Consider the following 25,875-nt stretch of genomic DNA (forward strand, 5'->3'; position numbering starts at 1 on the left):
GGAGGGCTCACTCGATGAGCCAGGGGGAGAAGCCCCCTCTGTCGTCGAGTGAGCAGGCAACCCCACGCGTCACACCCGAACCCGGACGCGCGAAGGGCGCCCCACGGCACGAGCCGTGGGGCGCCCTTCGACGTCTGATGCGACCTGTCGATCAGTACCAGTGCTTGCGTCCGCCGACGGCGCGACCGGTCGCGCCGAGCACGTACAGGACGGCGCCGACGACGAGCAGGATGATGCCGATCGTGACCAGGATGCTGAGGGACTTAACCAGCAGCCCGATGATCAGCAGGATCAGTCCGAGGATGATCATGGTGTCGCTTCGCTCCTTTGGAGTGGGTTCCCGAGACAGCTCTGTCGTACCCCGGGGCGTCGCGGCATCAACACCGGCCGGGTCACGAAACGGTGACGCACCCCGACCGGGCCCCGGGGCCCGGCGCCGATTAGTACGTGCTGGCCTGCGCTGTTACGCTTGGGGACGCCGTATTCCGGCCGCGGAAAGAGAGAGCCCAGGTGGACATGCCCTGGCGCACCGCGCAACGAGTAGAGAAGGAGTCGGTCTTCCATGCCCCTGGACGCTGACGTCAAGAAGAACATCATGGCCGAGTACGCCACCAAGGAGGGCGACACCGGCTCCCCCGAGGTGCAGGTCGCACTGCTCACCCAGCGCATCAAGGACCTCACCGAGCACTCCCGCGCTCACAAGCACGACCACCACAGCCGTCGTGGTCTGCTCCTGCTCGTGGGCCAGCGCAAGCGGATGCTGCGCTACCTCGAGACCACCGACATCGAGCGTTACCGTTCGCTGATCAAGCGACTCGGCCTGCGTCGATGACGATGTGACGAAAGGCGGTCACCGCGCGTGCGCGGTGACCGCCTTTCGTCGTAGGTGCGGCCGGGTCGGGCTCCGACGCCGAGCGCACCCGCGGGCCACCGGGCCCGTGGCAGTACACAGAAGGCAAACCGGGCACACAACGACGATGTGCACCGGCTACATGAGAAAAAGAAAGCGAGGGCCCACATGGAGGGTCCAGACATCACCTTCGCCGAGGCCGTCATCGACAACGGCAGCTTCGGCACCCGCACCGTCCGGTTCGAGACCGGGCGCCTGGCCAAGCAGGCCGGCGGCGCCGTCACGGCCTACCTCGACGACGACACGATGCTCCTGTCGACGACGTCGGCCGGCAAGCAGCCGAAGGACCAGTTCGACTTCTTCCCCCTGACGGTCGACGTCGAGGAGCGGATGTACGCCATCGGCAAGATCCCCGGCAGCTTCTTCCGCCGCGAGGGTCGTCCGTCCACCGAGGCCATCCTCACCTGCCGCCTCATCGACCGCCCGCTGCGCCCGACCTTCAAGAAGGGTCTGCGCAACGAGGTCCAGGTCATCATCTCGGTGTTCTCGCTGAACCCGGACCACCAGTACGACGTGCTCGCCATCAACGCCGCGAGCGCCTCGACGCAGATCTCCGGCCTGCCGTTCTCCGGCCCCATCGGTGGCGTGCGCGTCTCGCTCATCGACGGCCAGTGGGTCGCCTTCCCGAACTTCTCCGACATCGAGCGCTCGACCTTCGACATGGTCGTCGCCGGTCGCGTCGTCGGTGACGACGTCGCGATCATGATGGTCGAGGCCGAGGCCACCGAGTCGACGTGGGACCTCGTCAAGAACGAGGGCAAGCAGGCTCCGACCGAGGAGGTCGTGGCCGAGGGCCTCGAGGCCTCCAAGAAGTTCATCAAGCAGCTGTGCGAGGCCCAGGCCGAGCTCGCCTCCAAGGCCGCCAAGCCGGTCGAGGAGTTCCCGGTCTTCCTCGACTACGAGGACGACGCCTACGCCGCCGTCGAGGCCGCCGTGTCGGCCGACGCCGCGCAGGCCCTGACCATCGCCGGCAAGCAGGAGCGCGAGGAGCGCCTCGACGAGATCAAGGCGTCCGTCAAGGAGCAGCTCGCCTCGCAGTTCGAGGGTCGCGAGAAGGAGATCTCCGCCGCGTTCCGTTCGCTGCAGAAGCAGCTGGTCCGCCAGCGCGTCCTGCGCGACGAGGTGCGCATCGACGGCCGTGGCCTCAAGGACATCCGCGCCCTGGGCGCCGAGGTCGAGGTGCTGCCGCGCGTGCACGGCTCGGCGATCTTCGAGCGTGGCGAGACCCAGATCATGGGTGTCACGACGCTCAACATGCTCAAGATGGAGCAGATGCTCGACACGCTGAGCCCCGTCACGCGCAAGCGCTACATGCACAACTACAACTTCCCGCCCTACAGCACCGGTGAGACCGGCCGCGTCGGTTCGCCGAAGCGCCGCGAGATCGGTCACGGCGCCCTGGCCGAGCGTGCGCTCATGCCGGTCCTGCCGACGCGCGAGGAGTTCCCCTACGCGATCCGTCAGGTGTCCGAGGCGCTCAGCTCCAACGGCTCGACGTCGATGGGTTCGGTCTGTGCCTCGACGCTGTCGCTGCTCAACGCCGGTGTGCCCCTGCGCGCCCCGGTCGCCGGCATCGCGATGGGTCTGGTCTCCGACCAGGTCGACGGTGAGACGCGCTACGCCGCCCTCACCGACATCCTCGGTGCCGAGGACGCCTTCGGCGACATGGACTTCAAGGTCGCCGGCACCAAGGAGTTCGTCACGGCCATCCAGCTCGACACGAAGCTCGACGGCATCCCCGCCTCGGTCCTCGCCGGCGCGCTGACCCAGGCCCGCGACGCGCGTCTGCACATCCTCGACGTCATGGCCGAGGCCATCGACGTGCCCGACGAGATGAGCCCGTACGCCCCGCGCATCATCACGGTGAAGGTCCCCGTCGACAAGATCGGTGAGGTCATCGGCCCGAAGGGCAAGATGATCAACCAGATCCAGGACGACACGGGCGCCGACATCTCGATCGAGGACGACGGCACGGTGTTCATCGGTGCGGTCGACGGCCCCTCGGCCGAGGCGGCTCGCGCGGCGATCAACGCCATCGCGAACCCGACGATGCCCGAGGTCGGCGAGCGCTTCCTCGGCACGGTGGTCAAGACGACGACCTTCGGGGCGTTCGTCTCGCTGCTGCCCGGCAAGGACGGCCTGCTGCACATCTCCGAGGTGCGCAAGCTCGTCGGTGGCAAGCGGATCGACAGCGTCGACGACGTCGTCAAGATCGGTCAGAAGATCCAGGTCGAGCTCAAGGAGATCGACCCGCGCGGCAAGCTCTCCCTGGCGGCTGTCCTCTCCGAGGACGAGGCCAAGGGCGAGGCTGCGGCCGACACCGAGTCGACCGAGTCGACCGAGACGGCCGAGGTCTGACCTCACCCGTCCGCACGGATCACGAGCGGCCCGTCACCCCTTCCGGGGTGGCGGGCCGCTCGCGTCCTCGGGGGAGCGGGCGTCCTCGTCAGCGTCCGGTGCCGTTCGCCGGTAGCGGCTGGCGAAGCGCGGGTCCTGCTCCCACCACAGGCCGGACGCGTCGGCCTGCGGGGCCGTCGCCGGTCCGTCGGCTTCGCCCGCGCCCGTGCCGGCGCCGACCTCGGACCCGCTCCCGGTGGGCCGAGTGGCCAGGCTCGCCCGGCTCGCCTGTGCCGCGTCCGCCTCCGCGTCGGCGGCACGGGCGTCGGCCTCGTCGCTGCGGATCCAGTCGAGGAAGACCGCCGCGATGATCGGCAACCCGACGGACTCGGCCACCGCGAGGAGCGCTCCGCCGCCCAGCCGCTGGTCCTGCAGCGGGTCCAGGCCGCTGACACCGCTCGTGAAGCCGGGGTAGCCCGGCGACAGGATCGTCGTCGCCGTCATGACGACGATGCCGGGCACGGCGTCGAGCAGGCCGTCGACGAAGGCGAGGAAGGTGCGCACCGGCGGTGTCGCCCACCGGGGCAGCAGGTCGTCCGTGAGCAGCGGTACGACGAAGAGCAGCCCGGTGCCGAGCAGCGCGAGGTCGAGGCCGACCCCGGCCACGCGCGAGGTGACCGACCACGTGAAGACCGGCGTCACGAACACGACGAGCAGGGTGCCGGTGGCGAGCAGGGTGCTGACGGCGGGGAAGGTGACGGCCCGGGAGACGCGCCCGTGCAGGAACCGGAGCAGCGGGTGCGCGCCGTCGGGATGGAGGTGCCGCAGCAGACCGACCGGGTCCCCGAGCGCGAGCCCGACGGGCGTCACCGCCGCGAGGACGCCGACGCGCAGCGCCCCGACCCAGAAGACGTCGGCGCGGTACACCTCGAGCGCGCCACACCCGGCGTAGGCCAGCGAGCCGACCCCGACGAGGGCGTAGAAGGTCACTCGCCACGCCGACGGGCGCAGTCCCGCGCGCGCCGCCCGGCGCACGAGCAGGAGGTACGGCACGGCCGCGAGCACGACGAGTGCGAGGCCGACGGGGTCGGCGGTCCACGCCGTGAGCAGGTCGCTGGGCGTGAAGGTGCTCACCGGCGTCGCCGGTCCTGGGGCCTGCCCGCGTCGGACGTCATCGCATGTTCCCCGTGTGCCCGAGCGAGAACCGTCCGGGCTGCGGCCACACGAGGAGGCCGTGCGGCCCGGCGCCGACGCGGATCCGGTGCAGCAGGCGTCCAGTCGCCGTGTCGATGACGTACACCTCGGCGCTGTACCGCCCGCTCAGCCACAGCCGGCTCCCGTCGGCGCTGACCCCGCCCATGTCCGGGGTCGCGTGACCGGGCAGTTTCCACGTCGCCATCAGGCTGTCGGTGGCTGCGTCGAAGACGGCGATCGAGCCCGCGTCACGGTTGGAGACGAAGACCCTCGACGCGTCGCGCGAGGGGTAGATGCCGTGCGCGCCGAGCCCGGTGTGGACGAAGTGGTCGAGGCGGAAGGTGTGGGCGTCGACGAACCACACGCCGTTGCGGAGCATGTCGGCGACCATGAACCACCGACCGTCCGGGGTGAGTCGCACGTCCTGCGGCATCGCGGTCGCGCCCTGCTGCAGGCCGATCCGCGGTCCGGCCATGCTGCCGGGGCCCATCGCCGGGGTGGCTCCCGGTGTGTGCACGTGGTTGAGGTCGATGACCTTCTCGACCCGCGTCGCCGCGGCGTCGACGACGAGCAGCCGGCCGCTGAACTCGCAGCTCGCGACGAAGGTGTGCAGGTCGGCGGTGAAGTCGGCGTGGTTGACCCCGGCGCAGGCCGGCACGGGCAGCGAGCGCAGCAGCCTCATCGTGTGCGCGTCGCGCACGTCGATGGCGCGGAAGCGTGAGGCCATGACGAGGGCGTGGCGGCCGTCCGGGGTGAAGTAGAGGTTGTACGGGTCTCTCACCGTGACCGGCCGGCCGACGGCGCCGGTGCGCGGGTCGATCGGCGTCAGGGCGTTGCCCTTGTCGGAGTTGACCCACAGTCGCGTCAGGTCCCACGACGGCACGACGTGCTCGGGGGAGGCCGGCACGCGCCGGGTCGACACGACGCGCGAGGTGCGCGGGTCGATGACCTGCAGCAGGCCGGCCACCTGGTCCGGCACGTAGACGAGCGGGCGGGCGGCGCGCGCCGTCGCCGTGAGGTCGCCGGCGCCGGTGCGCGCGTAGGGCGGCGTGAGTCCCATCCCCGTGGCCGACGCGTCGTCCTGGTGGCCGGGCGGCGTGGTGGTCGTGGTCGGCGTGCCTGCGCCCGCTCCCGGTGCCGACGCCACCGCGTCGACCGGGGCCGTCGTGGCCGGGTCGCTGCCCGGCGACGCCGACGGGGTCGAACAGGCGGCCGTGAGCAGCACCAGCGCGGTCAGCACGGCCACGCGCGTCGGGACGGTGGAGGCGCGGCGCCTCATGCGAGCAGCTCGGTCAGCGTGACGGCGTGCAGGCCGCGCGAGGCGAGGCCGGACAGCACGGAGGGGAGCGCCGCGACGGTGCCCGGGTGGCCGAGGTGCAGCGACACGATGCTGCCGGGGCGGACCGCGGACAGCGTCCGCGCCGTGACGGCAGCGGCGCCGGGGTCGGCGTAGTCGCGGGGGTCGACGGAGTACGACACGCATCGGTGGTAGCCGGCCGCGCGGGCCGCCGCACGGATCGTGGCGGTCGACGTCGGGGTGCCGGAGGGGCGGAACAGCAGGGGGGAGGAGCCCGCGACAGCAGCCACCGCCTCGGCGCCGCGGGCGACCTCGGTGCGCGCCGTGGCAGCGTCGAGCCGCGGCATCGTGCGGTGCGACCACGTGTGGTTGCCGAGGTCGTGGCCGGCGTCGACGACCGCGCGGCCGAGGTCGGGGTTGGCCGACAGCCAGGTGCCGACGGCGAAGACGGTGACGCGGGCGTCGTGGCGGGCGAGGAGCGCGAGAGCACGACGCGTCAGGCTCGGGTCGCCGGCACCGTGGAACGTCAGCGCGACCTGCGGCGCCGACGACGGCCCGTGGACGACGTCGGTCCCGTCCGTCTGCAGCACGGCCGGCGTGACGCGTCCGGACGGCGGAGTGGTCGGGGAGCTGCCCGTCGCCGACGAGGAGGAGCTCGGGGTTGAGGCGCTCGCGCTGGACGAGCCCGGTCGGGCGGCGGGCGGGCCCTCGGAGGTGGCCGTGGCGTCGGAGGTGGCGTCGGTGGCGCCCGGTGAGGAGCAGGCCGCGGCTCCGAGCGCCAGCGAGACGGTGACGCCGGCGAGGAAGACGCGTCGGTCGACCCGGGGACCGCGCGCGGTGGCGGGCCGGTCGGCGTCCGAGGCGTCCGAGGTGTCCGAGGCGTGAGGGGCGTCGGGTCTGGGGTCGCCCTCGGGGTCCGTGGTCACGCGCGGATGCTCGCGCCCGCCGCTGGGTTTTGCCTGACAGGTGCCTGACCGGGCCGTCGACGCGCTCAGAAGATCGCGTTCGCGACGTTCCATCCGGTGCTCACCTGGCGCCGAGGTGACCAGCTGCCCGACGCCGTGCGCGGGTAGAGCCAGAGCACGCCGGCGCGGTCGCGGGCGAGCACGTCACCGATGCGGTCGCCGTTGAGGTCACCCGCCGAGGCGAGGGCGGTCATGCCGTTCCAGCCGGTGCCGACGACGACCGGTGCGGCGAAGCCGCCCGCCCCGGTGCCGGCCAGCAGCCACAGGCGTCCGGTCGAGGGCTCCCGGGCCATGACGTCGGGGCGTCCGTCGCCGGTGACGTCGCCGACAGGGACGATCCGGTCGTAGCGGTTCCAGCCCGAGGCGACCTGGACGCGCGGCTGCCACGTGGCGTGCCCGGTTCCCGGGTAGACCCACGCGGTGCCGTCGGAGGCGCGGCGGGCCAGCAGGTCGGGTCGCCCGTCGCCGGTGAGGTCACCGGGACCCAGGATCGCGCTCATGCCGCCCCAGCCGGTGCCGACGCGGATGCGGGGGAGGGTCCAGCCCCCGCGGCCGTCGCCCCGGTAGAGCCACAGGTCGCCGGTGGCCCGCTCGCGCGCCAGGACGTCGAGGGTGCCCGTGCCGTCGAGGTCGCCGGCGGTGTCGAGGGAGTCGAAGGCGCTCCAGCCCGTCCCGACCTGCCGGCCGAGCGCCAGGCTGCCCGTGCCGGTCCCGGAGTACAGCTTCAGCACGCCGGTCGTCCACCGGGCGAGGAGGTCGGTGCGCCAGTCGCCGTCGAAGTCCGAGGTCGAAGCGGTCAGGCTGGAGGCCGCGACCGGCAGGGCGGTGAAGGCGTACGGCTCGCATGTGCGGTCGAAGTCGGTCGTCGTGTTCCACCACTGCGACAGGTACACGCGCCCGCCCGAGAAGCTCGGCTGCGTGCACCGGTCGAGTGCCTCGTTCGGGTAGTCGAGCGTGCCCGCGGTGGCCCACACCGGCACACCGGGCAGCAGCCAGGAGCCGCTGATCGCTTGCCAGCCGGACGAGTTCGAGTAGAGGCCGTAGGCGTAACCGCGGTCGCGCAGGCCACGCATGATCCCCTCGACGACGTAGCGGTTCTCGACCCGCTGCGCCCACGTGGTCGACGGCCACGGCTGCGCCGGCCGGGGCTCGACGTCGACCCAGACGACCGGCGGCCGCCAGCCGATGCGCGACAGGGTCGCCGTGGCGTAGGTGGCCTCGGCGTAGCCGACGTTCGACAGCCGTCCGGCCCGGGTCGCCGTGGCCCACGGCCCGAGCGAGCCGTACGTCGACAGCTGCGCCGTCGTCGGGAAGCCGGCCATCGTGTACGCGTGTGCCGGCTTGGCGTGGTCGCGGACCCACTGGAGCTGCGAGGCCACGCAGGGGTTCTCGGTGAACGGCAGCCCGTGCGTGAGGCCGACGACGACGAACCCGGTGGAGGTCGGGGGCATCGGCTGGCCGGCACCGCCCTGGGCGACCGTGCACTGCGGCCAGGAGATGTCGTTGCCGAAGAGCACCGCTGCGCCGACGGCAGGCGCGGTGAACACCCCGAAGGAGAGTGCGAGCGCCAGTGCCGCGACGACGGCGGCGAGGCGACGGCGGGCACGTCCGTCACCGGGAGCTCCGGCCCGGTGGGCGACAGCGGATGAGCGGGACCAGGCGGCGGGGTGGGCGCAGTTCGGCATGGCGATCACTTCCTCCTCCCAGTGTCCGCCGGGCTGCTGGGCGCCGGCACGCTTTGTGACAGACGGAGCGCCGGTGGGAGGGGTCGGTGAGGCCGTGACCTGCTGGGACCTTCGGGCGCCTGCCCGCCCGGCGCCACTACCCTCGAGGCGTGCAGACGACGAGCGGGCAGGCGACAGGGCACGAGGACGCCGGTGGGGTGACGCGTGAGATCAGCGTCGCCGTCATCGGAGCGAGCGGCCGCATGGGATCCGAGGCGGTCCGGGCGCTCGAGGCGGCCGACGGCATCCGGCTCGTCGGCGCGTACGGCAGCAGCGACGACCTCGGCGACCTCGGAGGGGCCGATGTCGCTGTCGAGCTGACGGTGCCGGCCGCGTCTCCCGGCAACGTCGCCCACTGCGTCGAGCGCGGCGTGCACGTCGTCGTCGGCACGACGGGTTGGGACGAGACGCGGCTGGATGCCCTCCGCGGACAGCTGGCCGAGGCGCCCCCGTCGAGCACGGGCGCCGGCGTCGGAGTCCTCATCGCCCCGAACTTCGCCATCGGAGCCCTGCTCATGATGGCGTTCGCGGCCAAGGCCGCCCCGTTCTTCGAGTCGGTCGAGGTCATCGAGCTGCACCACCCCGCAAAGGTCGACGCCCCCTCTGGTACCGCGGCGCGCACCGCGTCGATGATCGCCGCCGCCCGTGCCGAGGCAGGCGTCATGCCCGGGCCCGACGCCACCACCCACGACCCCGACGGTGCCCGCGGCGCCCGGGTCGACGGCGTCCCCGTGCACTCGGTCCGGCTGCGTGGCCTCACCGCCCACCAGGAGGTCCTGCTCGGCAACGCCGGTGAGCAGCTGACCATCCGCCACGACTCCTTCGACCGCGCGTCGTTCATGCCGGGGGTCGTCGCGGCCGTTCGCGCCGTCGCCGACCACCCCGGCGTCACCGTCGGTCTCGAGCACTACCTCGGCATCGACTGACGGACCTCCCGCGGTCCCCTCGCGCCGGATCCCGCACCTCCACACGCCACCGAGGCGGCGGCCTTCGGCCTTCACCCAAAGGGCGCCGTTGGTAGCGCAACCCGGACACTGCACCCTCCGGTCGCGGGCGGGGCGTGTGCGACGCAGGACGACCCTCGCGGAGGCCACGGTGCCTGTTCCACGGAAGCGGCTCGTGCGCTTGACGCTCATCGCCGCCCTGGGCGTCGCCGCGACGATCGTGCTCGTCGCCATCGCGATCTGGCAGGCCCTCCGGGCGCCGACGAACAACGCCGACGACGGCCAGCTCCCCGTCGCCCAGGAGGCCCCCTCGCCCCGCCACGGGCCGAGCGTCCGGATGGAACACCGTGGTTCGTGAGACGGCGACGCTCAGATGATGCACTCGGGCATCGTGCTCCCCACCTCGACGTTGCAGTCTGCTTGGTTCCAGTGGCTGGCCGCGTTCGTGGCCCTCAACACCCTCGTGTACGCAGCGTTGAGGCTGGCGAAGCTCCTTCCTCGACGCAGGAAGTGACCTGCCCACCAAACGGGGTCATCGATGAATGGCACCGACCCGCGGCTGAGGCCCGGATGCCACCCACCCGAGTGAACCCCCAGCGATTCCGCCCTGGCACGTGCACTCGGGCGTTAGTCGTCACGGAGGTCGTTCGGCGCCCGCATCTGCCAGGCGTCGGTGACGAGCTCGTCGAGCCGGTCGGCGTCCACTCGCTCGAGCCGGACCATGACGAGCGGAGAGCCGTCGTAGGCAGGGGTCGTGAAGAAGAGGTCCGGCTCGCCGAGCACGAGGGCCTGCTTCTCCGCCTCGTCACCGACGTAGAGCACGGCGATGTCGGTGCGGATGACGCGCCGCTGCCCCGGGATGCGCTCGGGATAGGACCAGACGAAGCCGTGCCCGCCCACGCGGAAGTCGAAGCCCGCGCTGGCGATCTCCTCGACACCGGGCAGCGCGAGGGCGAGCCGGCGCACGTCGTCCGCGTCGGCCACGGTCAGCCCCAGCCGACGGCGCGCAGGAGGGCCGCTGTGGCGGCGCCGAGCACGACCACGACGATGAACGGCGCCCGGAACAGCAGCGCCACCACCGCGACACCGACCGCAGCGAGGCGCGCATCCAGCGTCAGCCCGCCACCGGGCACCGTGAAGGTCTGGGTCGCGATGAGCGCTGCGAGCAGGGCGATCGGGAGCGCCGCCGTGACGCGCTTGACCCGCGGCTCGGCCAGCAGGCTCGCCGGCACGAGGTAGCCGGCGAGCTTGAGCCCGAAGGCAATCGCCGCCGCGACGAGGATCGCCACCCACAGGGTCATCGGCGGCCTCCGTCGTCGGGGAGGTGGGCGCCGGCGCCTTCACCGACGCCGTCTCTCTCGTGGTCCGTCGAGCCGACCGACGCGTCGGCCTCGCGGTCCTTGGGGGTGCGCCACGCGATGAGCGCCGCGAGCGCCGCCACCAGCACCGGCACGCCTGCTGGCAGTCGCGGTGACAGGACGACGGCGACGACCGCGGCCACGGCCGCGATCGCCACGGCGTCGCGGCCGCGCAGGCGGGGCCACAGCAGGGCGGTGAACGCGGCGCAGGCGGCGGCGTCGAGGCCGTACCGCCGCGGGTCGCCGAGCGCGTTGCCGAGCAGGGCTCCGGCCAGGGTCGAGAGATTCCACAGCGCGAAGACCGAGGCGCCGGTGAGCCAGAAGCCGAGCCGCGACGCCCGGACGTCCTCCTGCGACACCGCGACGGCCGTCGACTCGTCGATGGTCAGGTGGGCGGCCGCGACGCGGCGGGCCCCGCGCGCGCCGAGCAGCTGGGTCAGCTCGAGGGCGTAGAGGCCGTTGCGGACGCCGAGCAGCGACGACGCCGCGATGGCGGCCGGGGCGGCGTACAGGCCGTTGGCGACGATGCCGACGAAGGCGAACTGCGACCCGCCCGTGAACATGAGCAACGACAGGGCCATCGCCTGCCAGACATCGAGCCCGGCAGCCACGGCGAGAGCCCCGAAGCTGATGCCGTAGGCGCCGGTGGCGATGCCGACCGACAGCGCCTCGCGCACCACGACCCGACGCTCACCGCGGGGGAGCGCGCCGGGCGCGGCTGCGGCGTCGGTCACGAAGGCTCCGGCGCGACCGTCGCGGACAGGCGCAGCTCGCTGACGCTGCGGCCGTCGGCGTCGACCACCCGCTCGCGGTGGGCGCCGTCGGGCCCCATGCCGGCGGCGGTCAGGAAGGCGCGGACGGCGTCGTCGGAGGCGAGCAGCCAGGCGGTGAGGTGGTCGCGACCGCGGGCGCGGGCGGTGTCGACGACGGCGTGGAGCAGGCGCGAGCCGTGGCCCTGGGTCCGCGCGTCGGGGTGCACCGCGAGGACGAGGAGCTCGGCAGTGGTCTCGCCCGCGTCGGGGTCGCCCGAGGCGCCGACCGCGGCGAAGCCGACGACCTGCTCGCCGGCGCAGGCCACGAGGAGCACGCCGTCGCCGGCCGCCTCGCCCTCGAGGCTGTCGCGCCAGGCGGTCGCGAAGGCCCGCGGCTCGAACTGCGCCAGCACGTCCGGGGCGAGCACGCTCGCGTACGCCTCCCGGAAGACGACGGCCTGCACGAGCCCGACGGCGGGGGCGTCCGAGGCGCGGGCGACGCGGACGCTGGCGTCCGCGACCGGACCCCGGTCGTGGCCGTGGCCCTGGCCGTGGTCGTGGCCGTGGTCGTGCCCGTGGTCGTGCTGCGCGTCGTCGTGGGGGAGGTTCACCCCGGCATCCTCTCAGCCGCGCCTCGACACCCGGAGGGGCCACTTTGTGGGCGGTGGCGTCCTTCTCGCATACTGGACACATGTATGGCAATGACGTCATCGACCCGAACGAGCCGCTCAACGCGGCCGAGACCGCCGACTACGACGCGGCGCTCGCGGACGGCCAGCAGGCCGAGCATCGTCCGGGTGACGGCGGGGGCTTCGAGGCCCTCATCGCAGCCGACCAGCGCATCGAGCCGCGCGATGACATGCCGGAGAAGTACCGCCAGACGCTGATCCGCCAGATCGCCCAGCACGCGCACTCCGAGATCATCGGCATGCAGCCGGAGGGCAACTGGATCACGCGCGCGCCGAGCCTGCGCCGCAAGGCGATCCTCATCGCCAAGGTCCAGGACGAGGCCGGCCACGGGCTCTACCTCTACAGCGCCGCCGAGACCCTCGGCATCGACCGGCAGGAGCTGCTCGAGCGGCTCCACGACGGCCGGCAGAAGTACTCCTCGATCTTCAACTACCCGACCCTGACGTGGGCCGACTGCGGGGCCATCGGCTGGCTCGTCGACGGCGCGGCGATCATGAACCAGGTGCCGCTGTGCCGCTGTTCCTACGGGCCGTACGCGCGCGCCATGATCCGCGTCTGCAAGGAGGAGTCCTTCCACCAGCGGCAGGGCTTCGAGATCCTCTGGAACCTCATGCGCGGCACCGAGGGCCAGCAGGCGATGGCCCAGGACGCCGCGAACCGCTGGTGGTGGCCGGCCCTGGCGATGTTCGGCCCGCCCGACACCGGCGAGGCGGCCAAGGGCGGCCACACCGAGCAGTCGATGGCCTGGGGCATCAAGCGGTTCAGCAACGACGACCTGCGCCAGAAGTTCGTCGACATGATGGTGCCGCAGGCCGACAAGCTCGGCATCGTGCTGCCCGACCCCGAGCTGCGCTGGAACGAGGAGCGCGGCCACTACGACTTCGGCGAGATCGACTGGGACGAGTTCTGGCAGGTCCTGCGCGGCGACGGGCCGTGCAACGCCGAGCGCATCGACCACCGCAAGCGTGCCCACGACGACGGCGCATGGGTGCGTGAGGCCGCCAACGCGTACGCGGCCAAGCAGGCCACGAGGACGAAGGAGAGTGCCGCGTGAGCGGAGGTTCGGACGCAGTCGCCCCCTCGAGCGAGAGGAGCTGGCCGCTGTGGGAGGTCTTCGTACGCGGCAAGCGGGGTCTGTCGCACGTGCACGTCGGGTCGCTGCACGCGCCTGACGCCGCGCTCGCGCTGCGCAACGCGCGCGACGTCTACACGCGTCGCCAGGAGGGTGTGTCGATCTGGGTGGTGCGCGCCGACGACATCACGGCGAGCAGCCCCGACGAGAAGGACTCGTTCTTCGACCCGGCTGCCGACAAGATCTACCGGCACCCGACGTTCTACGACGTGCCCGAGGACGTCGAGTACCTGTGACCGACGTGAACCAGCCCATCCAGCCGCAGGCCGCGCCGGTGGCCGCGACCGCCTCGTCCGTCCCCACTGCCGACTACCTCGTGGGCCTCGCCGACGATGCCCTCGTCTACGCCCAGCGCCTCGCCGAGTGGATGACAAACGCGCCGCAGATCGAGGAGGACATGGCCCTCGGCAACATCTCGCTCGACCTCCTCGGCCAGGCGCGTGCCCTCTACCCGTACGCGGGCTCCCTCGACGGCACCGGCCGCCTCGAGGACGACTTCGCGATGGTCCGCGACGAGCGGCAGTGGCGCAACGTGCACCTCGTCGAGCAGGAGCGCGGCGACTTCGCCGACGAGATGGCCCGGCTCCTCTGGTTCTCCGCGTACCAGGTCGAGCTGCACACGCGTCTTGCCGGGTCGTCCGACGACGTCGTCGGCGGCGTCGCCGCCAAGGCGATCAAGGAGGTGCGCTACCACCTCGACCACGCGACGCTGTGGGTCTGCCGCCTCGGCGATGGCACCGACGAGTCGCACGGGCGCATGCAGGCCGCGCTCGAGCGCGTCGCGCCTTATGTCGCAGAGCTGTTCGCCGACGACGACGCGTCCGTGCTTGCCGCCTCCAGTGGCTTCGGCGTGCTCCCGTCGGCGCTCGAGGAGCCGGTGACGCGACGCGTCCACGGCGTGCTCGCCGAGGCGACGCTGACGGTGCCCGACGCCCCGTCGTGGCGTTCACGCGGCGGGCGCGAGGGCGTCCACTCCCGCCCCATGGGCTACCTGCTCGCCGAGCTCCAGCACATCGCGCGTTCCCACCCCGGGGCGACCTGGTGACGGCCGTGGCCACCGAACAGCCCACGCGCTCAGACGTCGAGTTCTCGGACTCGGCTGTCGCGCAGGCGATCTCGCGCATCCCCGATCCCGAGGTCCCGGTCATCAGCATCGCCGACCTCGGTATCCTGCGCTCCGTCGAGGTCGACGACGCCTCGCAGACGCTCGTCGCCACCGTGACGCCCACCTACAGCGGGTGCCCGGCCATGGAGGCCATCGCCGACCGCATCGTCTTCGCCGCCCGCGAGCACGGCTACGACGCCACGGTGCGCACCCTCCTGTCCCCGCCGTGGACCACCGACTGGATGACCGACGAGGGCCGCGCGGCCCTGCACCGGTTCGGCATCGCCCCGCCCGGCCCCGTGTCGGCGGCTGACACGTCGGGCCCGGTGCTCGTGCGTCTGGCCCGCCACGTCGTGGCCTGCCCGCGCTGCGGCTCCGACGACACCACCGAGATCGCCCACTTCGGCTCGACCGCGTGCAAGGCCCTGCGCCGCTGCAACGTGTGTCTCGAGCCCTTCGACGAGTTCAAGGCCCTCTGAATGACCGACCTCACCACCGACGCGACGAACGACGCCCAGGGGCTGCCCGCCGAGCCCGCCGTCGACCCCGCCGCATCGACGGCCGCGGCCACCGCCGCCGCGGCACCCGCGTCCGACAACGGCGACGCGCCGGCCCGCCACCGCGCCCGCTTCCACGCGCTGCGCATCGCCTCGGTCGAGCGGCTCACCGACGACGCCGTCGCGGTGGCCTTCGAGGTCCCCGACGAGCTTGCCGACGAGTTCGCCTTCCAGCCGGGCCAGCACCTGACCGTCCGCGCCACCATCAACGGCGAGGACGTGCGCCAGTCGTACTCGATCTGCCAGTCGCGGGGCGCTGCCGGCATGCAGCACCTGCGCCGCGTCGCCGTCGCCCGCGTGCCGGAGGGGCGGATGTCGACGTGGATGAACGACGTCGTCGCCGCCGGTGACGTCGTCGAGGTCATGACGCCGCTCGGGTCGTTCACCTGCCCGACGCGCCCCGACCTCGCGCGCCACCACGTGGCGATCGCGGCCGGCTCGGGCATCACGCCGGTGCTGTCGCTGCTCACGACGGCCCTTGAGGAAGAGCCGCTCTCGCGCGCGACGCTCCTGTTCGGCAACCGGCGCACCAGCTCGGTGATGTTCCTCGAGGAGCTCGAGGACCTCAAGAACCGGTTTCCCGGGCGCTTCCACCTCGTCAACGTCCTGTCCCGCGAGGCCCAGGACGTCGAGCTCTTCCACGGCCGCCTCGACGCCGAGCGCCTCACCGCGATCTTCGACCGGCTCCTGCCCGTCGGGTCCGTCGACGAGTGGTACCTCTGCGGACCGTTCGGCATGGTCACCGGGGCCGAGGCGCTGCTGCGCGATCGGGGCGTCGACCTGCACCACGTGCACCACGAGATCTTCCACGTCGACGACGGCACCGAGCCCAAGCGCAAGGTCGTCGTCGACGAGGGCGCGCCGCCCGAGGCCACGGTCACCGTCAACCTCGACGGGCGCACCACGGTCATCCCGATGCCGAGCAAGGACGAGACGATCCTCGACGCGACACTGCGGGCGCGCCCCGACGCGCCGTACTCGTGCACCGGAGGCGTGTGCGGCACGTGCCGGGCCCGGCTCGTGTCGGGCGAGGTGCGGATGGACCGCAACTACGCGCTCGAGCCGGAGGAGGTCGAGGCCGGCATCGTGCTCGCCTGCCAGAGCCACCCGGTCACCGACGAGGTCTCGCTCGACTACGACGCCTGACGCGTGCTCGCGGGGGCCGACGGGGTCGCCGCGGCTCGGCCCCGGGTCCTCGGCGTCGGGAAGAGCCCACGGTGGTTGCGCGTTCAACCGACGTGGAACGCGTGGAGGTCGTCGTCATCGGTGCCGGTCAGGCTGGCCTGTCGGCGGCCCACCACCTGAAGCGCCTCGGCGTCGACCCCTTCGTCGTCCTCGACGCCGACGACGCACCCGGCGGCGCCTGGCAGCACCGCTGGGACAGCCTGACGATGCGCGACGTCCACGGCGTCGCCGACCTTCCCGGGCTCGCCTTCGACGGCGCCGACCCCGACGGCCGCGCCAACGTGGCCGTGCCCGCGTACTTCGCCACCTACGAGCGGCACTTCGACCTGCCCGTCGTGCGGCCGGTGCGCGTGACGCGCGTCGAGGCGGTCGACGGCGATCCCGACGGGCTGCTCCGCGTCGACACCACGGCCGGCAGCTGGCTGACGAGCTCGGTGGTCAATGCGACCGGCACGTGGCGCTCGCCCTTCCTGCCGGTCTACCCGGGCGCCGCGAGCTTCCGTGGACGGCAGCTGCACACCGTCGACTACACCGGCCCGGACGACCTCGCCGGCCAGCGCGTGGTCGTCGTGGGCGGCGGTGCGTCGGCCGTGCAGATCCTCGGCGAGATCGCGCCGGTGGCGCGCACGACGTGGGTCACCCGCCGCGAACCGGTCTGGCGCACAGGCCCGTTCACCGAGGACGCCGGGCGCCAGGCCGTCGCACTCGTGGAGGAACGGGTCGCGCTGGGGCTGGCGCCGCAGAGCGTCGTCGGCGTCACCGGCCTGGCGCTGCGACCGCAGGAGGCGCGCGCCGCCGAGCTCGGCGCCTACCGGCGTCGGCCGATGTTCGAGCGCATCGAGCCCGACGGGGTCCGGTGGGCCGACGGCACGTTCGAGCCGGCCGACGTCATCCTCTGGGCCACCGGCTTCCGCCCGACCGTCGGGCACCTCGCCCCGCTCCACCTGCGCAGCGAGCACGGCGGCATCCGGCTGCGGGCGCCGTACGACCGGCACACCTTCACGACCGCGACCGCCGACGCGCGCGTCCACTTCGTGGGCTACGGGCCCTCCGCGTCGACGATCGGCGCCAACCGGGCCGGTCGCGCCGCCGCCCGCGCCGTCGTCGACCAGCTCCGCGCGAACGACGCCGCACCCGAAGCGCGCACCGCCTGACGCGTCTGCCCGCTGACGCTCTACGCCGCCCGACGCGTCCGCCGGACGACCGTTGGTTCACCGCCCCGGGCGCCATCGCGGCGTGTCGAGCGCGACGCGCCGGACGGATCACCGACGCGTCGGGCAATGGTCGTCCGGAGGGCGGGACGTCCGCGCGGCGCGGGGCGGTGGCGTCGGCGCCGGGGGTTACGCTGCGGAGCGTGCGGCAGTACCTCGACCTCCTCGACCACGTCCTGACCCACGGGCAGGAGAAGTCCGACCGGACCGGCACCGGCACGCTCAGCACCTTCGGGTACCAGATGCGCTTCGACCTCGCCGACGGCTTCCCGGCCATGACGACCAAGAGGCTCCACCTGCGCTCGATCATCGGCGAGCTGCTGTGGTTCCTCCGGGGCGACACCAACGTGCGCTGGCTCCAGGAGCGCGGCATCAGCATCTGGGACGAGTGGGCCGACCCCGCCACCGGCGACCTCGGCCCGATCTACGGCTACCAGTGGCGGTCCTGGCCGACGCCCGACGGCCGGCGCGTCGACCAGATCGCCAAGGTCATCGAGCAGATCCGCACCAACCCCGACAGCCGCCGCCTCATCGTGTCGGCGTGGAACGTCGCCGACGTCGACGACATGGCGCTGCCGCCCTGCCACACGATGTTCCAGTTCTACGTCTCGCCGCCCGGCCCGGACGGCAAGCGGCGGCTGTCGTGCCAGCTCTACCAGCGCAGCGCCGACATCTTCCTCGGCGTCCCGTTCAACATCGCCAGCTACGCCCTGCTGACCCAGATGGTCGCCCAGCTCACCGGCCTCGAACCGGGCGAGTTCGTGCACACCCTGGGCGATGCCCACCTCTACCTCAACCACCTCGAGCAGGCCCGGCTCCAGCTGACCCGCTCGCCGCACCCGCTGCCGACGATGCGCATCACCCCGGGCAAGACCTCCATCGACGAGTTCGACCTCGACGACTTCGAGCTGCTCGACTACGTCGCCGAGCCCGGCATCAAGGCGCCCATCGCCGTCTGAGCACGGCGGCGCCGGTCTGGCAGGCTGAGGCCATGACGAACGTGACGATGATCGTCGCCGTCGGTCGCAACGGCGTCATCGGCGACGGCCGCACGATGCCGTGGCACCTGAGCGAGGACCTCAAGTACTTCAAGCGCACGACGATGGGCCACCCGATGGTCATGGGGCGGCGCACCTTCGACTCCATGGGGGTGCTGCCCGGCCGGCGCAGCATCGTCGTGACGCGCCAGCAGGAGTGGAGCCATCCCGGCGTCGAGACGGCGCACTCGCTCGACGAGGCGCTCGCGCTGGCGGGGCCGGCCGACGAGGTGTTCGTGGTCGGCGGGGGAGAGGTGTACCGCCTGGCGATGCCGTTCGCGTCGCGGCTGCTCGTCACCGAGGTCGACCAGGCGCCCGAGGGCGCGGTCACCTTCCCCGACATCGACGCCGCAGACTGGGTTGAGACCGCCCGCGAACCGCACGACGGGTTCTCGTGGGTCACGTACGAGCGCACCCGCGTCGCGCGTCGGTGACCGCGACGGGCCTCGGCTGTAACGCCGGGGCCGCCGCCGCGATGTACCCCGTGCGAGGCACTACTCGGACCCCCGAGCGAGTAGTGCCTCGCTTCATGCCCGGGACGGCGCGGCGCTGAGCCGGCCCTGAGCCGGCCGTGCGCCCGGCCGCGGGCGACGCGAGGCCCGGCGTGGGCGTCCTCGATGGCCCGCAGGCGTGGGCGCTAACCTTGGGCCCATGGCTGCCGCACCCGCGCTCGGACGTGTTCTCTCGGCGATGGTCACGCCCATGCGGGCCGACGGCTCCGTCGACCTCGACGCCGCGCAGCGCCTCGCCACCCACCTCGTCGACGCCGGTCATGACGGCCTCGTCGTGTCGGGAACGACGGGCGAGTCGCCGACGACGTCGGCCACCGAGAAGGACGAGCTCCTGCGGGCCGTCATCGAGGCCGTGGGCGAGCGCGCGGTCGTCATCGCGGGGGCCGGCAGCAACGACACCGCCAAGAGCATCGAGTCGGTGCAGGCCGCGGCCAAGGCCGGCGCCGACGCGGTCCTCGCCGCCACGCCGTACTACAACAAGCCGCCGCAGGCCGGTCTCGTCGCCCACTTCACCGCGCTGGCCGACGCGAGCGAGCTGCCCGTCATGGTCTACGACATCCCGGGCCGCTCGGGCATCCCCATCGCCCGCGACACCTACCTGCGCATCGCCGAGCACGAGCGCATCGTCGCGGTCAAGGACGCCCGGGCCGACCTCTGGCTCGCCGGCGACCTCATCGAGCGCACCGGTCTGGCCTGGTACTCCGGCGACGACGCGATGAACCTCTTCCACTTCGTCAACGGCGCTGTCGGTTTCGTCGGCGTCACCTCGCAGGTCGCACCCGCCGCCTACCGCGAGATGGCCGACGCGGTCGTCGACGGACGCTGGGACGACGCGCGCGGCGTCCACCGGCACCTGGCCCCGGTCGTCGACGCGGTCATGAACGTCACGCAGGGCGCCATCATGGCCAAGGCCGCCCTCGCCCTCCAGGGCGTCATCGAGACGCCCACCGTCCGGCTCCCGCTCGTCGCCGCCGACGACGACCAGACCGCGCTGCTGCGCGACGCGCTCGCGGCGGTCGCCGGATGACCACGACCTGAACCACCTGCCGGCGCCCGCGCGCCGTGCAGCACCCCCGACACGACAGGACACCTGTGAGCCACCCTCACCCCGAGCTGACCGCACCACCCGCCCTCCCCGACAACGGCCTGAGGGTCGTCGCACTCGGCGGGCTCGGCGAGGTCGGCCGCAACATGGCCGTCGTCGAGACGAAGGGCCGCCTGCTCGTCATCGACTGCGGCGTGCTCTTCCCCGAGGACCACCACCCCGGCGTCGACCTCATCCTCCCCGACTTCACCTACATCGAGGACCGTCTCGACGACATCGAGGCCATCGTCCTGACGCACGGCCACGAGGACCACATCGGCGCCGTGCCCTACCTGCTGCGCCTCAAGGGCGACATCCCGCTCATCGGCTCCACGCTGACCCTCGCCCTCGTCGAGGCCAAGCTCAAGGAGCACCGCATCAAGCCGTTCACCATGGCGGTCAAGGAGGGCCAGCGCGAGAAGCTCGGCGTCTTCGACCTCGAGTTCGTCGCGGTCAACCACTCCATCCCGGACGCGCTCGCCGTGTTCGTGCGCACCGAGGCCGGCTCGCTGCTGCACACCGGCGACTTCAAGATGGACCAGCTGCCGCTCGACGGCCGCCTCACCGACCTGCGTGCCTTCGCGCGGCTGGGGGAGGAGGGCGTCGACCTGTTCCTCACCGACTCGACGAACGCCGACGTCCCCGGCTTCACCACGCCCGAGCTCGAGATCGCCCCCGCCATCGACAAGGTGTTCCGGCACGCCGAGCGACGGATCATCGTGGCCTGCTTCAGCAGCCACGTGCACCGCGTGCAGCAGGTGCTCGACGCGGCGGCCAAGGCCGGGCGCAAGGTGGCGATGGTGGGCCGCTCGATGGTGCGCAACATGGGCATCGCCGCCGACCTCGGCTACCTCCACGTGCCCGAGGGAATCCTCGTCGACATCAAGCGCGTCAACGACATGCCCGATGAGGAGGTCGTGCTCATCTGCACCGGCTCCCAGGGCGAGCCGATGGCGGCACTGTCCCGGATGGCCAACCGCGAGCACCGCATCGACGTGGGCCCCGGCGACACCGTGCTCCTCGCGAGCAGCCTCATCCCCGGCAACGAGAATGCCGTCTACCGCGTCATCAACGGCCTGATGCGCCTCGGCGCCAACGTCGTGCACAAGGGCAACGCCAAGGTGCACGTCTCGGGCCACGCGAGCGCCGGCGAGCTGCTCTATTGCTACAACATCGTCAAGCCGCGCAACGTCATGCCGGTGCACGGCGAGTGGCGCCACATGTGGGCCAACGCCCGGCTCGCGATGCAGACCGGCGTCCCCGAGGACCACGTCGTGCTCGCCGAGGACGGCGTCGTGGTCGACCTCGTCGACGGCAAGGCGTCGGTCGTCGGCGTCGTCGACTGCGGCTACGTGTACGTCGACGGCAGCAGCGTCGGAGGTGCCGACGAGGCACTGCTCAAGGACCGCCGCATCCTGCGCGACGAGGGCTTCATCTCGTGCATCGTCGTCATCGACTCGGCCACCGGCAAGATCGCGAGCGGGCCACAGATCACGGCGCGCGGCTTCGTCGAGGACGACGAGATCTTCCAGCAGGTCATCCCGAAGGTCGAGCGCGCCATCGAGGAGGCCGTGGCCAACGGGGTCCGCGACGACCAGCAGCTGCAGCAGATCGTGCGGCGGGCCGTCGGGTCGTGGGTCGGTGGCAAGATCCGCCGCCGGCCGATGATCATCCCCGTCGTCCTGCAGGCCTGAGCCGCCCGTGACCGAACACACCGGGGACGCGGTGGTGCGTCGCCGCTGGCGGCGGGTTGCCGACGTCGCACTCCTCGTCGCGCTCGTGGGGCTCCTCGTCGTGGTGGCGTTGCGCTGGCTCGACACCACCGTGTACCCCCTGGTCGTGCTCCAGACGACCACCCCGCTCGTCGTGATCGGCCTCGTGCTGCTGGCGGTCGCGGCGCTGCTCCTGCGGCGGTGGGTCGTGGCCGTCCCCATCGTCGTCGCCATGGTCGTGGCGCTCGTCGTCGTGGCGCCCGCGTGGTCGTCGAGCACCCGCCCCAAGGCGGAGGCCGATCTCACGGTCATGTCCGTGAACCTCAATGACGGGCATGCGAACCCGCAGCAGCTCATGGATGCCGTCCGCTACCACGGGGTCGACGTGCTCGTGCTCCTCGAGGCGACGCCTGAGGCCGTCACCGACCTCGACGACGTCGGCGCGCGGACGTTCTTCACCCAGCGAGCCGGTGCAGCACGAGAGGGCGTCATCGGCACGCTCGTGCTGTCGCGGTTCCCGCTGACCGAGCTCGACAAGGGCGTGGGAACGGTCAGCTACAGCCTCCAGCCGGTCGTCGAGGTCACGACGCCCGTCGGGAGGGTGCGGCTCCGGGCCGTCCACCCACCGCCCCCGCTGCGGTACCAGACGGACCGCTGGCACGCGGGCCTGACCTCGCTGACCACGTGGGTGCGCGAGCAGCCGACGACCGAGCCGCTCGTGCTCGCCGGTGACTTCAACGCCTCGTCCGGTCACCCGGTGTTCCGCCGGCTCGCCGAGGGGCTCGTCGACGCCCAGGTGGCGGCCGGCAACGGCTGGGTGCGCACCTGGCCGTTCGAAGGGCACCGCATCCCGCCCTACGTCGCGCTCGACCACCAGCTGAGCCGGGGCCTCGTCCTCGTCGACGCCGGCCAGGTCGCGTTCAACCGCACCGACCACGCCGCGGTCTGGGCGTCCTACGGCCTTCCCGCCAAGCGCTGATCGCCCGGGGCGGGACTCACCAGGGGCGCTCGACCTCGACGTCGCGGGGGTCGGTGCCCTCGACGGTCCAGCCGGCGGCGGTGCGGGTCCACGTCCGAGACGGGCCCTCGGCGACGAGGCCGGCCACCGCGTCGACGAGGCGCTGCACGCCCTCGGCGGTGCTGCCGAGGCCGACGCTGGCGCGCACGGCGGTCTCCGGACGCTCGCCCCACGGGTCCTCGAGCAGCTCGTCGACGAGCAGGTGGGCGCAGAACTTGCCGTCGCGCACGCCGATGCCGTGCTCGACCGAGAGCACCTGCGACACGAGCGACGGCTCGAAGCCGGCCACGGTGAAGGCGACGACGCCGACGCGGTCGTGGTCGTCGCCGAAGAGCGAGAGCACGTCGACGCCGGGGACGGCCTCGAGACCGCTGCGCAGGCGCTCGAGGAGGGCCTCCTCGTGGGCCTCGATCGCGTCGCGGTGACGCTCGATCGTCGCGCAGGCGGCGGCCAGGGCGATGGCGCCGACGACGTTCGGGCTGCCGCCCTCGTGCCGGGCCGGGCCGGTGGCCCAGACCGTGCCGGACTGGGTGACCGACGCCGTCGCCCCGCCACCGGGCAGGTACGGGGCGCCGGCGTCGAGCCAGTCGCGACGCCCGGCGAGCACGCCGGTGCCGAACGGCGCATAGGTCTTGTGCCCGGAGAAGGCGACCCAGTCGGCGTCCCAGGCCGCGAGGTCGATGCGGCGGTGGGCCGACAGCTGTGCGGCGTCGACGGCGATCCGGGCGCCGTGCTCGTGGGCCAGGCGCGCGAACCGCTCGACCGGCCACACCTCGCCGGTCACGTTCGAGGCCGCGGTGAGCACGACGAGCCGGTGCTTGCCGGGGTGGTCGGCGAGGGCCTCGTCGAGCAGGTCGAGGGCGTCGTCGGTGCCCTGGGGGATCGGAAGGCGCACGGTGCGCGAACGGCCCCACGGCAGCAGCGTCGAGTGGTGCTCGCTGCCGAAGACGAAGACGACCGCGCGGCTCGGCAGGGCGTGGGCCAGGGCCGACCACGAGTCGGTCGTCGTGCGGGTGAAGACGACCTCGTCGTCCTCGCGGGCCCCGACGAACCGGGCGACCTCCTCGCGGGCCTGCTCGTACCAGGCGCTCGTCAGCCGCGAGGCGTACCCGGCGCCGCGGTGCACCGACGAGTACGTCTCGAGGGCGCGGTCGACGGCGTCCTTGACGGTCTGCAGCGCCGGCGTCGACGCGGCGTGATCGAGGTTGGCGTAGGCCACCTCGCCGGCGGTGGTCGGCACGCGCAGACCTGCGCCGAAGACGCGCGGGAGGGCCTCGGCGTCGGCGACGACGTGCAGGGCGCGAGTGCGCACGACGGGGGCGGGCCCGCCGCCACAGAGGGTCGTGGTGCTGGGAAGGGCCGACATGGCAGTGCTCCTCGTGAGTCCTGGGACCCACCGGTGCAGGTCCGCGCTTGCCGACCTCGTCGAAACCAGCCGAGGGCGGCCTGGTCGTCACCCGGAGCACCCCACCGCGGAGGAGGGTTGCTGGCCAGCGAGCCGGGGCTTGTCGCTGACACTCTTGACCTGGCCTCGACGATAGGGGCGCGGTCGCGAGGATGTCCACCTCGCGGTCGACGCGTGTCGCCATCCGAGACGACCTGGGCTCCGGGCCTGCGTCAGCGCCCACCGTGCCGGCCGTGGCGGCCGCGCCGGACCTGGTGGATCTCCGCGAGGAGCGTCAGCCCCGGCTTGTCGTTCATCGATCGCCAGGCGCTGACGCCGGCCGTCCCCATCGCGAGCCCGGCGACGAGATAGGCGGCCGTGGCCCCGGCGTAGGTCAGCGACACCGGCCCGAGGTCCACGGTGCGCGGCAGCGGGAGCAGCGCCTCCGCCCCGGCGGCCAGCAGCGGAGCGACGGCGAGCACCAGGACGAGCACGACGCGGTTCAGCGACTGGACCAGCGCGAAGGTGCGGCCTCGGACCTCGTCCTCGACGGTGAGCCCGAGGAGCGTGTAGCCGACGACCCAGGCCACGCCGATGACGGCGCCGAGAAGGGTGGCGACCGGCAGCGCGACGAGCAGCACCGGGACCAGGGCGAGGACGAGCAGGAGCACTCCGGCACCGACGAGGGCGGCGCCGAAGATGCGCGGTCTCGAGAGCCCGCCGAGCACCCGCGGGCCGGCGACGATCCCGGCCGCCATGCCGGTGAAGACGGCGAGGAAGAGCATGCCGTAGCCCGGTGCGCCCGCCCCCATGTCCTGGACGAAGCGCGTCGCGAGGCCGACCACGAGCCCGCCGGCGCCGAAGGCACCGAGCATCCCGCCGACGAGGCCTCGCACGAAGGGTCGTTGCCTGATCACGAGCAGGCCGTCGGCGACGGTCCGGACGAGCGACTGGCCCGCGAGTCTCTCGCTCGCCCGGCGCGCGGGGAAGGAGATCCGCCAGATGATCCCGGCGCTGAGCAGGAAGGTCGCGCTGTTGGCGTACAGCGCCAGGAAGATGCCCTCGGGGTCGAGCCCGGGCAGGACGGCGTGCAGCGGGGCGCCGAGCAGGGACAGGCCCGAGAAGGCGAGGGCGGCCAGGGGCGCCGTTCCGTAGCTGCCCACGAGACCCAGCTGGTTCGCCAGCTCCAGCCGCTCCCGCGGCACGAGGTTGGGCACGGTGGCGTCCTTGGCCGGGTTCCAGAAGAGGGAGACGCACTCGATGAGCACGATCGCGACGTACATCCACCACAGCGAGCCGGCGACGGGGATGGAGACGAAGAGGCCGAAGCGGAGCAGGTCGCCCACGACCATCGTGAGGCGTCGGTCCAGCCGGTCGGCCACGACTCCCGCGAGCGGGCCGAGGACGACGGCGGGCGCGATGCGCAGGACGAAGACGCCCGAGACGGCGAGGTACTCGCCCACGCCGCCGGTCGCCAGCTCGGCGGCGAGGGCCGCCGTGGCGAGCAGGGCGAGCCAGTCGCCGAAGCTCGAGATGGTGCCGGCCGCGAAGAGGTCGCGGAAGGGCCGGATGCGCAGCAGCTGGCGGAGCGCAGCACGGCCGGGCGGCGTGAGCCCGCCGCCGGACTCGTCTCCCTCGGTCGGGGGTGACCCCGTGCCCACGTCCCCAGAGTAGGAGTCGTCCGCGGGAGGCCTTTCAGGTTCACGGCACTGCCGTCCGGTGCGGATTGGCTCTGGTGCGCGTGTGACGCGTGAGTTCAGCGGTGCG

Annotated in this window: 26 protein-coding genes and 1 riboswitch; of the genes, 15 read left to right on the forward strand and 11 right to left on the reverse strand. The window is 72.7% G+C overall.

The window, feature by feature from the left end:
* Nucleotides 1-151: 151 nt before the first annotated feature.
* The gene (locus RY076_RS07895; protein WP_323097058.1) at nt 152-310 is read right to left on the reverse strand and encodes a DUF6131 family protein; all 159 of its coding nucleotides are present in this window, start codon (nt 308-310) and stop codon (nt 152-154) included.
* A gap of 252 nt (nt 311-562) precedes the next feature.
* On the opposite strand from RY076_RS07895, the gene rpsO reads away from it, so the two are divergent.
* Together rpsO and RY076_RS07905 are read left to right on the forward strand one after the other, a co-directional pair.
* Complete coding sequence (gene rpsO, locus RY076_RS07900) at nt 563-832, forward strand: 30S ribosomal protein S15 (protein WP_323097059.1); 270 nt, start codon at nt 563-565, stop codon at nt 830-832.
* A 186-nt stretch (nt 833-1,018) separates the two neighbouring features.
* Nucleotides 1,019-3,268 carry a polyribonucleotide nucleotidyltransferase gene (locus RY076_RS07905; protein ID WP_323097060.1) on the forward strand — a complete coding sequence of 750 codons (2,250 nt, stop codon included), beginning with the start codon at nt 1,019-1,021 and terminating at the stop codon, nt 3,266-3,268.
* A gap of 33 nt (nt 3,269-3,301) precedes the next feature.
* Here the strand turns inward: RY076_RS07905 and RY076_RS07910 are convergent, their stop codons facing one another.
* From RY076_RS07910 to RY076_RS07925, 4 genes are all read right to left on the reverse strand, one after another.
* On the reverse strand, nt 3,302-4,381 hold the full coding sequence (locus RY076_RS07910; RefSeq protein ID WP_323097061.1) for a cytochrome c oxidase assembly protein: 1,080 nt from the start codon (nt 4,379-4,381) through the stop codon (nt 3,302-3,304).
* Nucleotides 4,382-4,418: 37 nt separating this feature from the next.
* Complete coding sequence (locus tag RY076_RS07915) at nt 4,419-5,720, reverse strand: YncE family protein (protein WP_323097062.1); 1,302 nt, start codon at nt 5,718-5,720, stop codon at nt 4,419-4,421.
* Complete coding sequence (locus RY076_RS07920; RefSeq protein WP_323097063.1) at nt 5,717-6,664, reverse strand: polysaccharide deacetylase family protein; 948 nt, start codon at nt 6,662-6,664, stop codon at nt 5,717-5,719. The genes RY076_RS07915 and RY076_RS07920 overlap by 4 nt, the downstream gene beginning before the upstream one ends.
* A 65-nt stretch (nt 6,665-6,729) precedes the next feature.
* Nucleotides 6,730-8,388 carry an FG-GAP-like repeat-containing protein gene (locus RY076_RS07925; RefSeq protein WP_323097203.1) on the reverse strand — a complete coding sequence of 553 codons (1,659 nt, stop codon included), beginning with the start codon at nt 8,386-8,388 and terminating at the stop codon, nt 6,730-6,732.
* A 197-nt stretch (nt 8,389-8,585) separates the two neighbouring features.
* On the opposite strand from RY076_RS07925, the gene dapB reads away from it, so the two are divergent.
* Together dapB and RY076_RS07935 are read left to right on the forward strand one after the other, a co-directional pair.
* Complete coding sequence (gene dapB / locus RY076_RS07930; RefSeq protein ID WP_323097204.1) at nt 8,586-9,353, forward strand: 4-hydroxy-tetrahydrodipicolinate reductase; 768 nt, start codon at nt 8,586-8,588, stop codon at nt 9,351-9,353.
* 169 nt (nt 9,354-9,522) lie between these two features.
* The gene (locus RY076_RS07935) at nt 9,523-9,729 is read left to right on the forward strand and encodes a hypothetical protein (RefSeq protein ID WP_323097064.1); all 207 of its coding nucleotides are present in this window, start codon (nt 9,523-9,525) and stop codon (nt 9,727-9,729) included.
* A gap of 269 nt (nt 9,730-9,998) precedes the next feature.
* Here RY076_RS07935 and RY076_RS07940 read toward each other — a convergent pair whose 3' ends face one another.
* Genes RY076_RS07940 through RY076_RS07955 form a run of 4 tightly spaced genes read right to left on the reverse strand, consistent with a single transcriptional unit; the run spans nt 9,999 to nt 12,092 of the window.
* Nucleotides 9,999-10,355: an MmcQ/YjbR family DNA-binding protein gene (locus tag RY076_RS07940; protein WP_323097065.1), complete on the reverse strand. Its 357-nt coding sequence runs from the start codon at nt 10,353-10,355 to the stop codon at nt 9,999-10,001.
* A gap of 2 nt (nt 10,356-10,357) precedes the next feature.
* A complete protein-coding gene (locus RY076_RS07945) occupies nt 10,358-10,672 on the reverse strand; it encodes an AzlD domain-containing protein (protein ID WP_323097066.1) in 315 nt (104 codons plus the stop codon).
* Nucleotides 10,669-11,463, reverse strand: a complete 795-nt coding sequence (locus tag RY076_RS07950) for an AzlC family ABC transporter permease (RefSeq protein ID WP_323097067.1) — start codon at nt 11,461-11,463, stop codon at nt 10,669-10,671. Before RY076_RS07950 ends, RY076_RS07945 begins: the two co-directional genes overlap by 4 nt.
* Entirely contained in the window at nt 11,460-12,092 is a 633-nt protein-coding gene (locus tag RY076_RS07955; protein WP_323097068.1) for a GNAT family N-acetyltransferase, read from the reverse strand. Before RY076_RS07955 ends, RY076_RS07950 begins: the two co-directional genes overlap by 4 nt.
* 80 nt (nt 12,093-12,172) lie before the next feature.
* On the opposite strand from RY076_RS07955, the gene paaA reads away from it, so the two are divergent.
* The 11 genes from paaA (at nt 12,173) to RY076_RS08010 (ending at nt 22,685) form a co-directional block, all read left to right on the forward strand.
* Entirely contained in the window at nt 12,173-13,225 is a 1,053-nt protein-coding gene (paaA, locus tag RY076_RS07960; protein WP_323097069.1) for a 1,2-phenylacetyl-CoA epoxidase subunit PaaA, read from the forward strand.
* Nucleotides 13,222-13,539, forward strand: coding sequence for a 1,2-phenylacetyl-CoA epoxidase subunit PaaB (gene paaB, locus RY076_RS07965; RefSeq protein ID WP_323097070.1), 318 nt, complete (start codon nt 13,222-13,224; stop codon nt 13,537-13,539). Before paaA ends, paaB begins: the two co-directional genes overlap by 4 nt.
* Before the next feature lie 5 nt (nt 13,540-13,544).
* The gene (gene paaC / locus RY076_RS07970; RefSeq protein ID WP_323097071.1) at nt 13,545-14,348 is read left to right on the forward strand and encodes a 1,2-phenylacetyl-CoA epoxidase subunit PaaC; all 804 of its coding nucleotides are present in this window, start codon (nt 13,545-13,547) and stop codon (nt 14,346-14,348) included.
* 5 nt (nt 14,349-14,353) lie between these two features.
* Nucleotides 14,354-14,887, forward strand: coding sequence for a 1,2-phenylacetyl-CoA epoxidase subunit PaaD (gene paaD / locus RY076_RS07975; protein WP_323097072.1), 534 nt, complete (start codon nt 14,354-14,356; stop codon nt 14,885-14,887).
* Nucleotides 14,888-16,111 carry a 1,2-phenylacetyl-CoA epoxidase subunit PaaE gene (gene paaE, locus RY076_RS07980; protein ID WP_323097073.1) on the forward strand — a complete coding sequence of 408 codons (1,224 nt, stop codon included), beginning with the start codon at nt 14,888-14,890 and terminating at the stop codon, nt 16,109-16,111.
* Nucleotides 16,112-16,203: 92 nt separating this feature from the next.
* A complete protein-coding gene (locus RY076_RS07985; protein ID WP_323097206.1) occupies nt 16,204-17,304 on the forward strand; it encodes an NAD(P)-binding domain-containing protein in 1,101 nt (366 codons plus the stop codon).
* A gap of 200 nt (nt 17,305-17,504) precedes the next feature.
* On the forward strand, nt 17,505-18,320 hold the full coding sequence (locus tag RY076_RS07990; RefSeq protein WP_323097074.1) for a thymidylate synthase: 816 nt from the start codon (nt 17,505-17,507) through the stop codon (nt 18,318-18,320).
* A 32-nt stretch (nt 18,321-18,352) separates the two neighbouring features.
* Entirely contained in the window at nt 18,353-18,832 is a 480-nt protein-coding gene (locus RY076_RS07995) for a dihydrofolate reductase (RefSeq protein WP_323097075.1), read from the forward strand.
* Between the two features lie 217 nt (nt 18,833-19,049).
* Nucleotides 19,050-19,937, forward strand: coding sequence for a 4-hydroxy-tetrahydrodipicolinate synthase (gene dapA, locus RY076_RS08000; protein ID WP_323097076.1), 888 nt, complete (start codon nt 19,050-19,052; stop codon nt 19,935-19,937).
* A 65-nt stretch (nt 19,938-20,002) separates the two neighbouring features.
* Nucleotides 20,003-21,688: a ribonuclease J gene (locus tag RY076_RS08005; protein ID WP_323097077.1), complete on the forward strand. Its 1,686-nt coding sequence runs from the start codon at nt 20,003-20,005 to the stop codon at nt 21,686-21,688.
* Between the two features lie 7 nt (nt 21,689-21,695).
* Nucleotides 21,696-22,685, forward strand: coding sequence for an endonuclease/exonuclease/phosphatase family protein (locus tag RY076_RS08010; RefSeq protein ID WP_323097078.1), 990 nt, complete (start codon nt 21,696-21,698; stop codon nt 22,683-22,685).
* A 16-nt stretch (nt 22,686-22,701) separates the two neighbouring features.
* Here the strand turns inward: RY076_RS08010 and RY076_RS08015 are convergent, their stop codons facing one another.
* Both RY076_RS08015 and RY076_RS08020 read right to left on the reverse strand, forming a co-directional pair.
* Nucleotides 22,702-24,090 carry an aminotransferase class V-fold PLP-dependent enzyme gene (locus tag RY076_RS08015; protein WP_323097079.1) on the reverse strand — a complete coding sequence of 463 codons (1,389 nt, stop codon included), beginning with the start codon at nt 24,088-24,090 and terminating at the stop codon, nt 22,702-22,704.
* Between the two features lie 38 nt (nt 24,091-24,128).
* A riboswitch (SAM riboswitch) is annotated at nt 24,129-24,250 on the reverse strand.
* 91 nt (nt 24,251-24,341) lie between these two features.
* Nucleotides 24,342-25,769 carry an MFS transporter gene (locus tag RY076_RS08020; protein WP_323097080.1) on the reverse strand — a complete coding sequence of 476 codons (1,428 nt, stop codon included), beginning with the start codon at nt 25,767-25,769 and terminating at the stop codon, nt 24,342-24,344.
* Between the last annotated feature and the right edge of the window lie 106 nt (nt 25,770-25,875).

This window comes from Intrasporangium zincisolvens, from assembly GCF_034724055.1.
Taxonomy (GTDB): Bacteria; Actinomycetota; Actinomycetes; order Actinomycetales; family Dermatophilaceae; genus Monashia; species Monashia zincisolvens.

Bases quoted from the DNA above. Each gene is read 5' to 3' on its own strand.
- RY076_RS07915 (WP_323097062.1), bottom strand. From the start codon at position 5,720: ATGAGGCGCCGCGCCTCCACCGTCCCGACGCGCGTGGCCGTGCTGACC.
- RY076_RS07995 (WP_323097075.1), top strand. From the start codon at position 18,353: ATGACGAACGTGACGATGATCGTCGCCGTCGGTCGCAACGGCGTCATC.
- paaA (WP_323097069.1), top strand. From the start codon at position 12,173: ATGTATGGCAATGACGTCATCGACCCGAACGAGCCGCTCAACGCGGCC.
- RY076_RS07895 (WP_323097058.1), bottom strand. From the start codon at position 310: ATGATCATCCTCGGACTGATCCTGCTGATCATCGGGCTGCTGGTTAAG.
- RY076_RS07945 (WP_323097066.1), bottom strand. From the start codon at position 10,672: ATGACCCTGTGGGTGGCGATCCTCGTCGCGGCGGCGATTGCCTTCGGG.
- paaE (WP_323097073.1), top strand. From the start codon at position 14,888: ATGACCGACCTCACCACCGACGCGACGAACGACGCCCAGGGGCTGCCC.
- RY076_RS08015 (WP_323097079.1), bottom strand. From the start codon at position 24,090: ATGTCGGCCCTTCCCAGCACCACGACCCTCTGTGGCGGCGGGCCCGCC.
- RY076_RS07905 (WP_323097060.1), top strand. From the start codon at position 1,019: ATGGAGGGTCCAGACATCACCTTCGCCGAGGCCGTCATCGACAACGGC.
- RY076_RS07925 (WP_323097203.1), bottom strand. From the start codon at position 8,388: ATGCCGAACTGCGCCCACCCCGCCGCCTGGTCCCGCTCATCCGCTGTC.
- dapA (WP_323097076.1), top strand. From the start codon at position 19,050: ATGGCTGCCGCACCCGCGCTCGGACGTGTTCTCTCGGCGATGGTCACG.
- rpsO (WP_323097059.1), top strand. From the start codon at position 563: ATGCCCCTGGACGCTGACGTCAAGAAGAACATCATGGCCGAGTACGCC.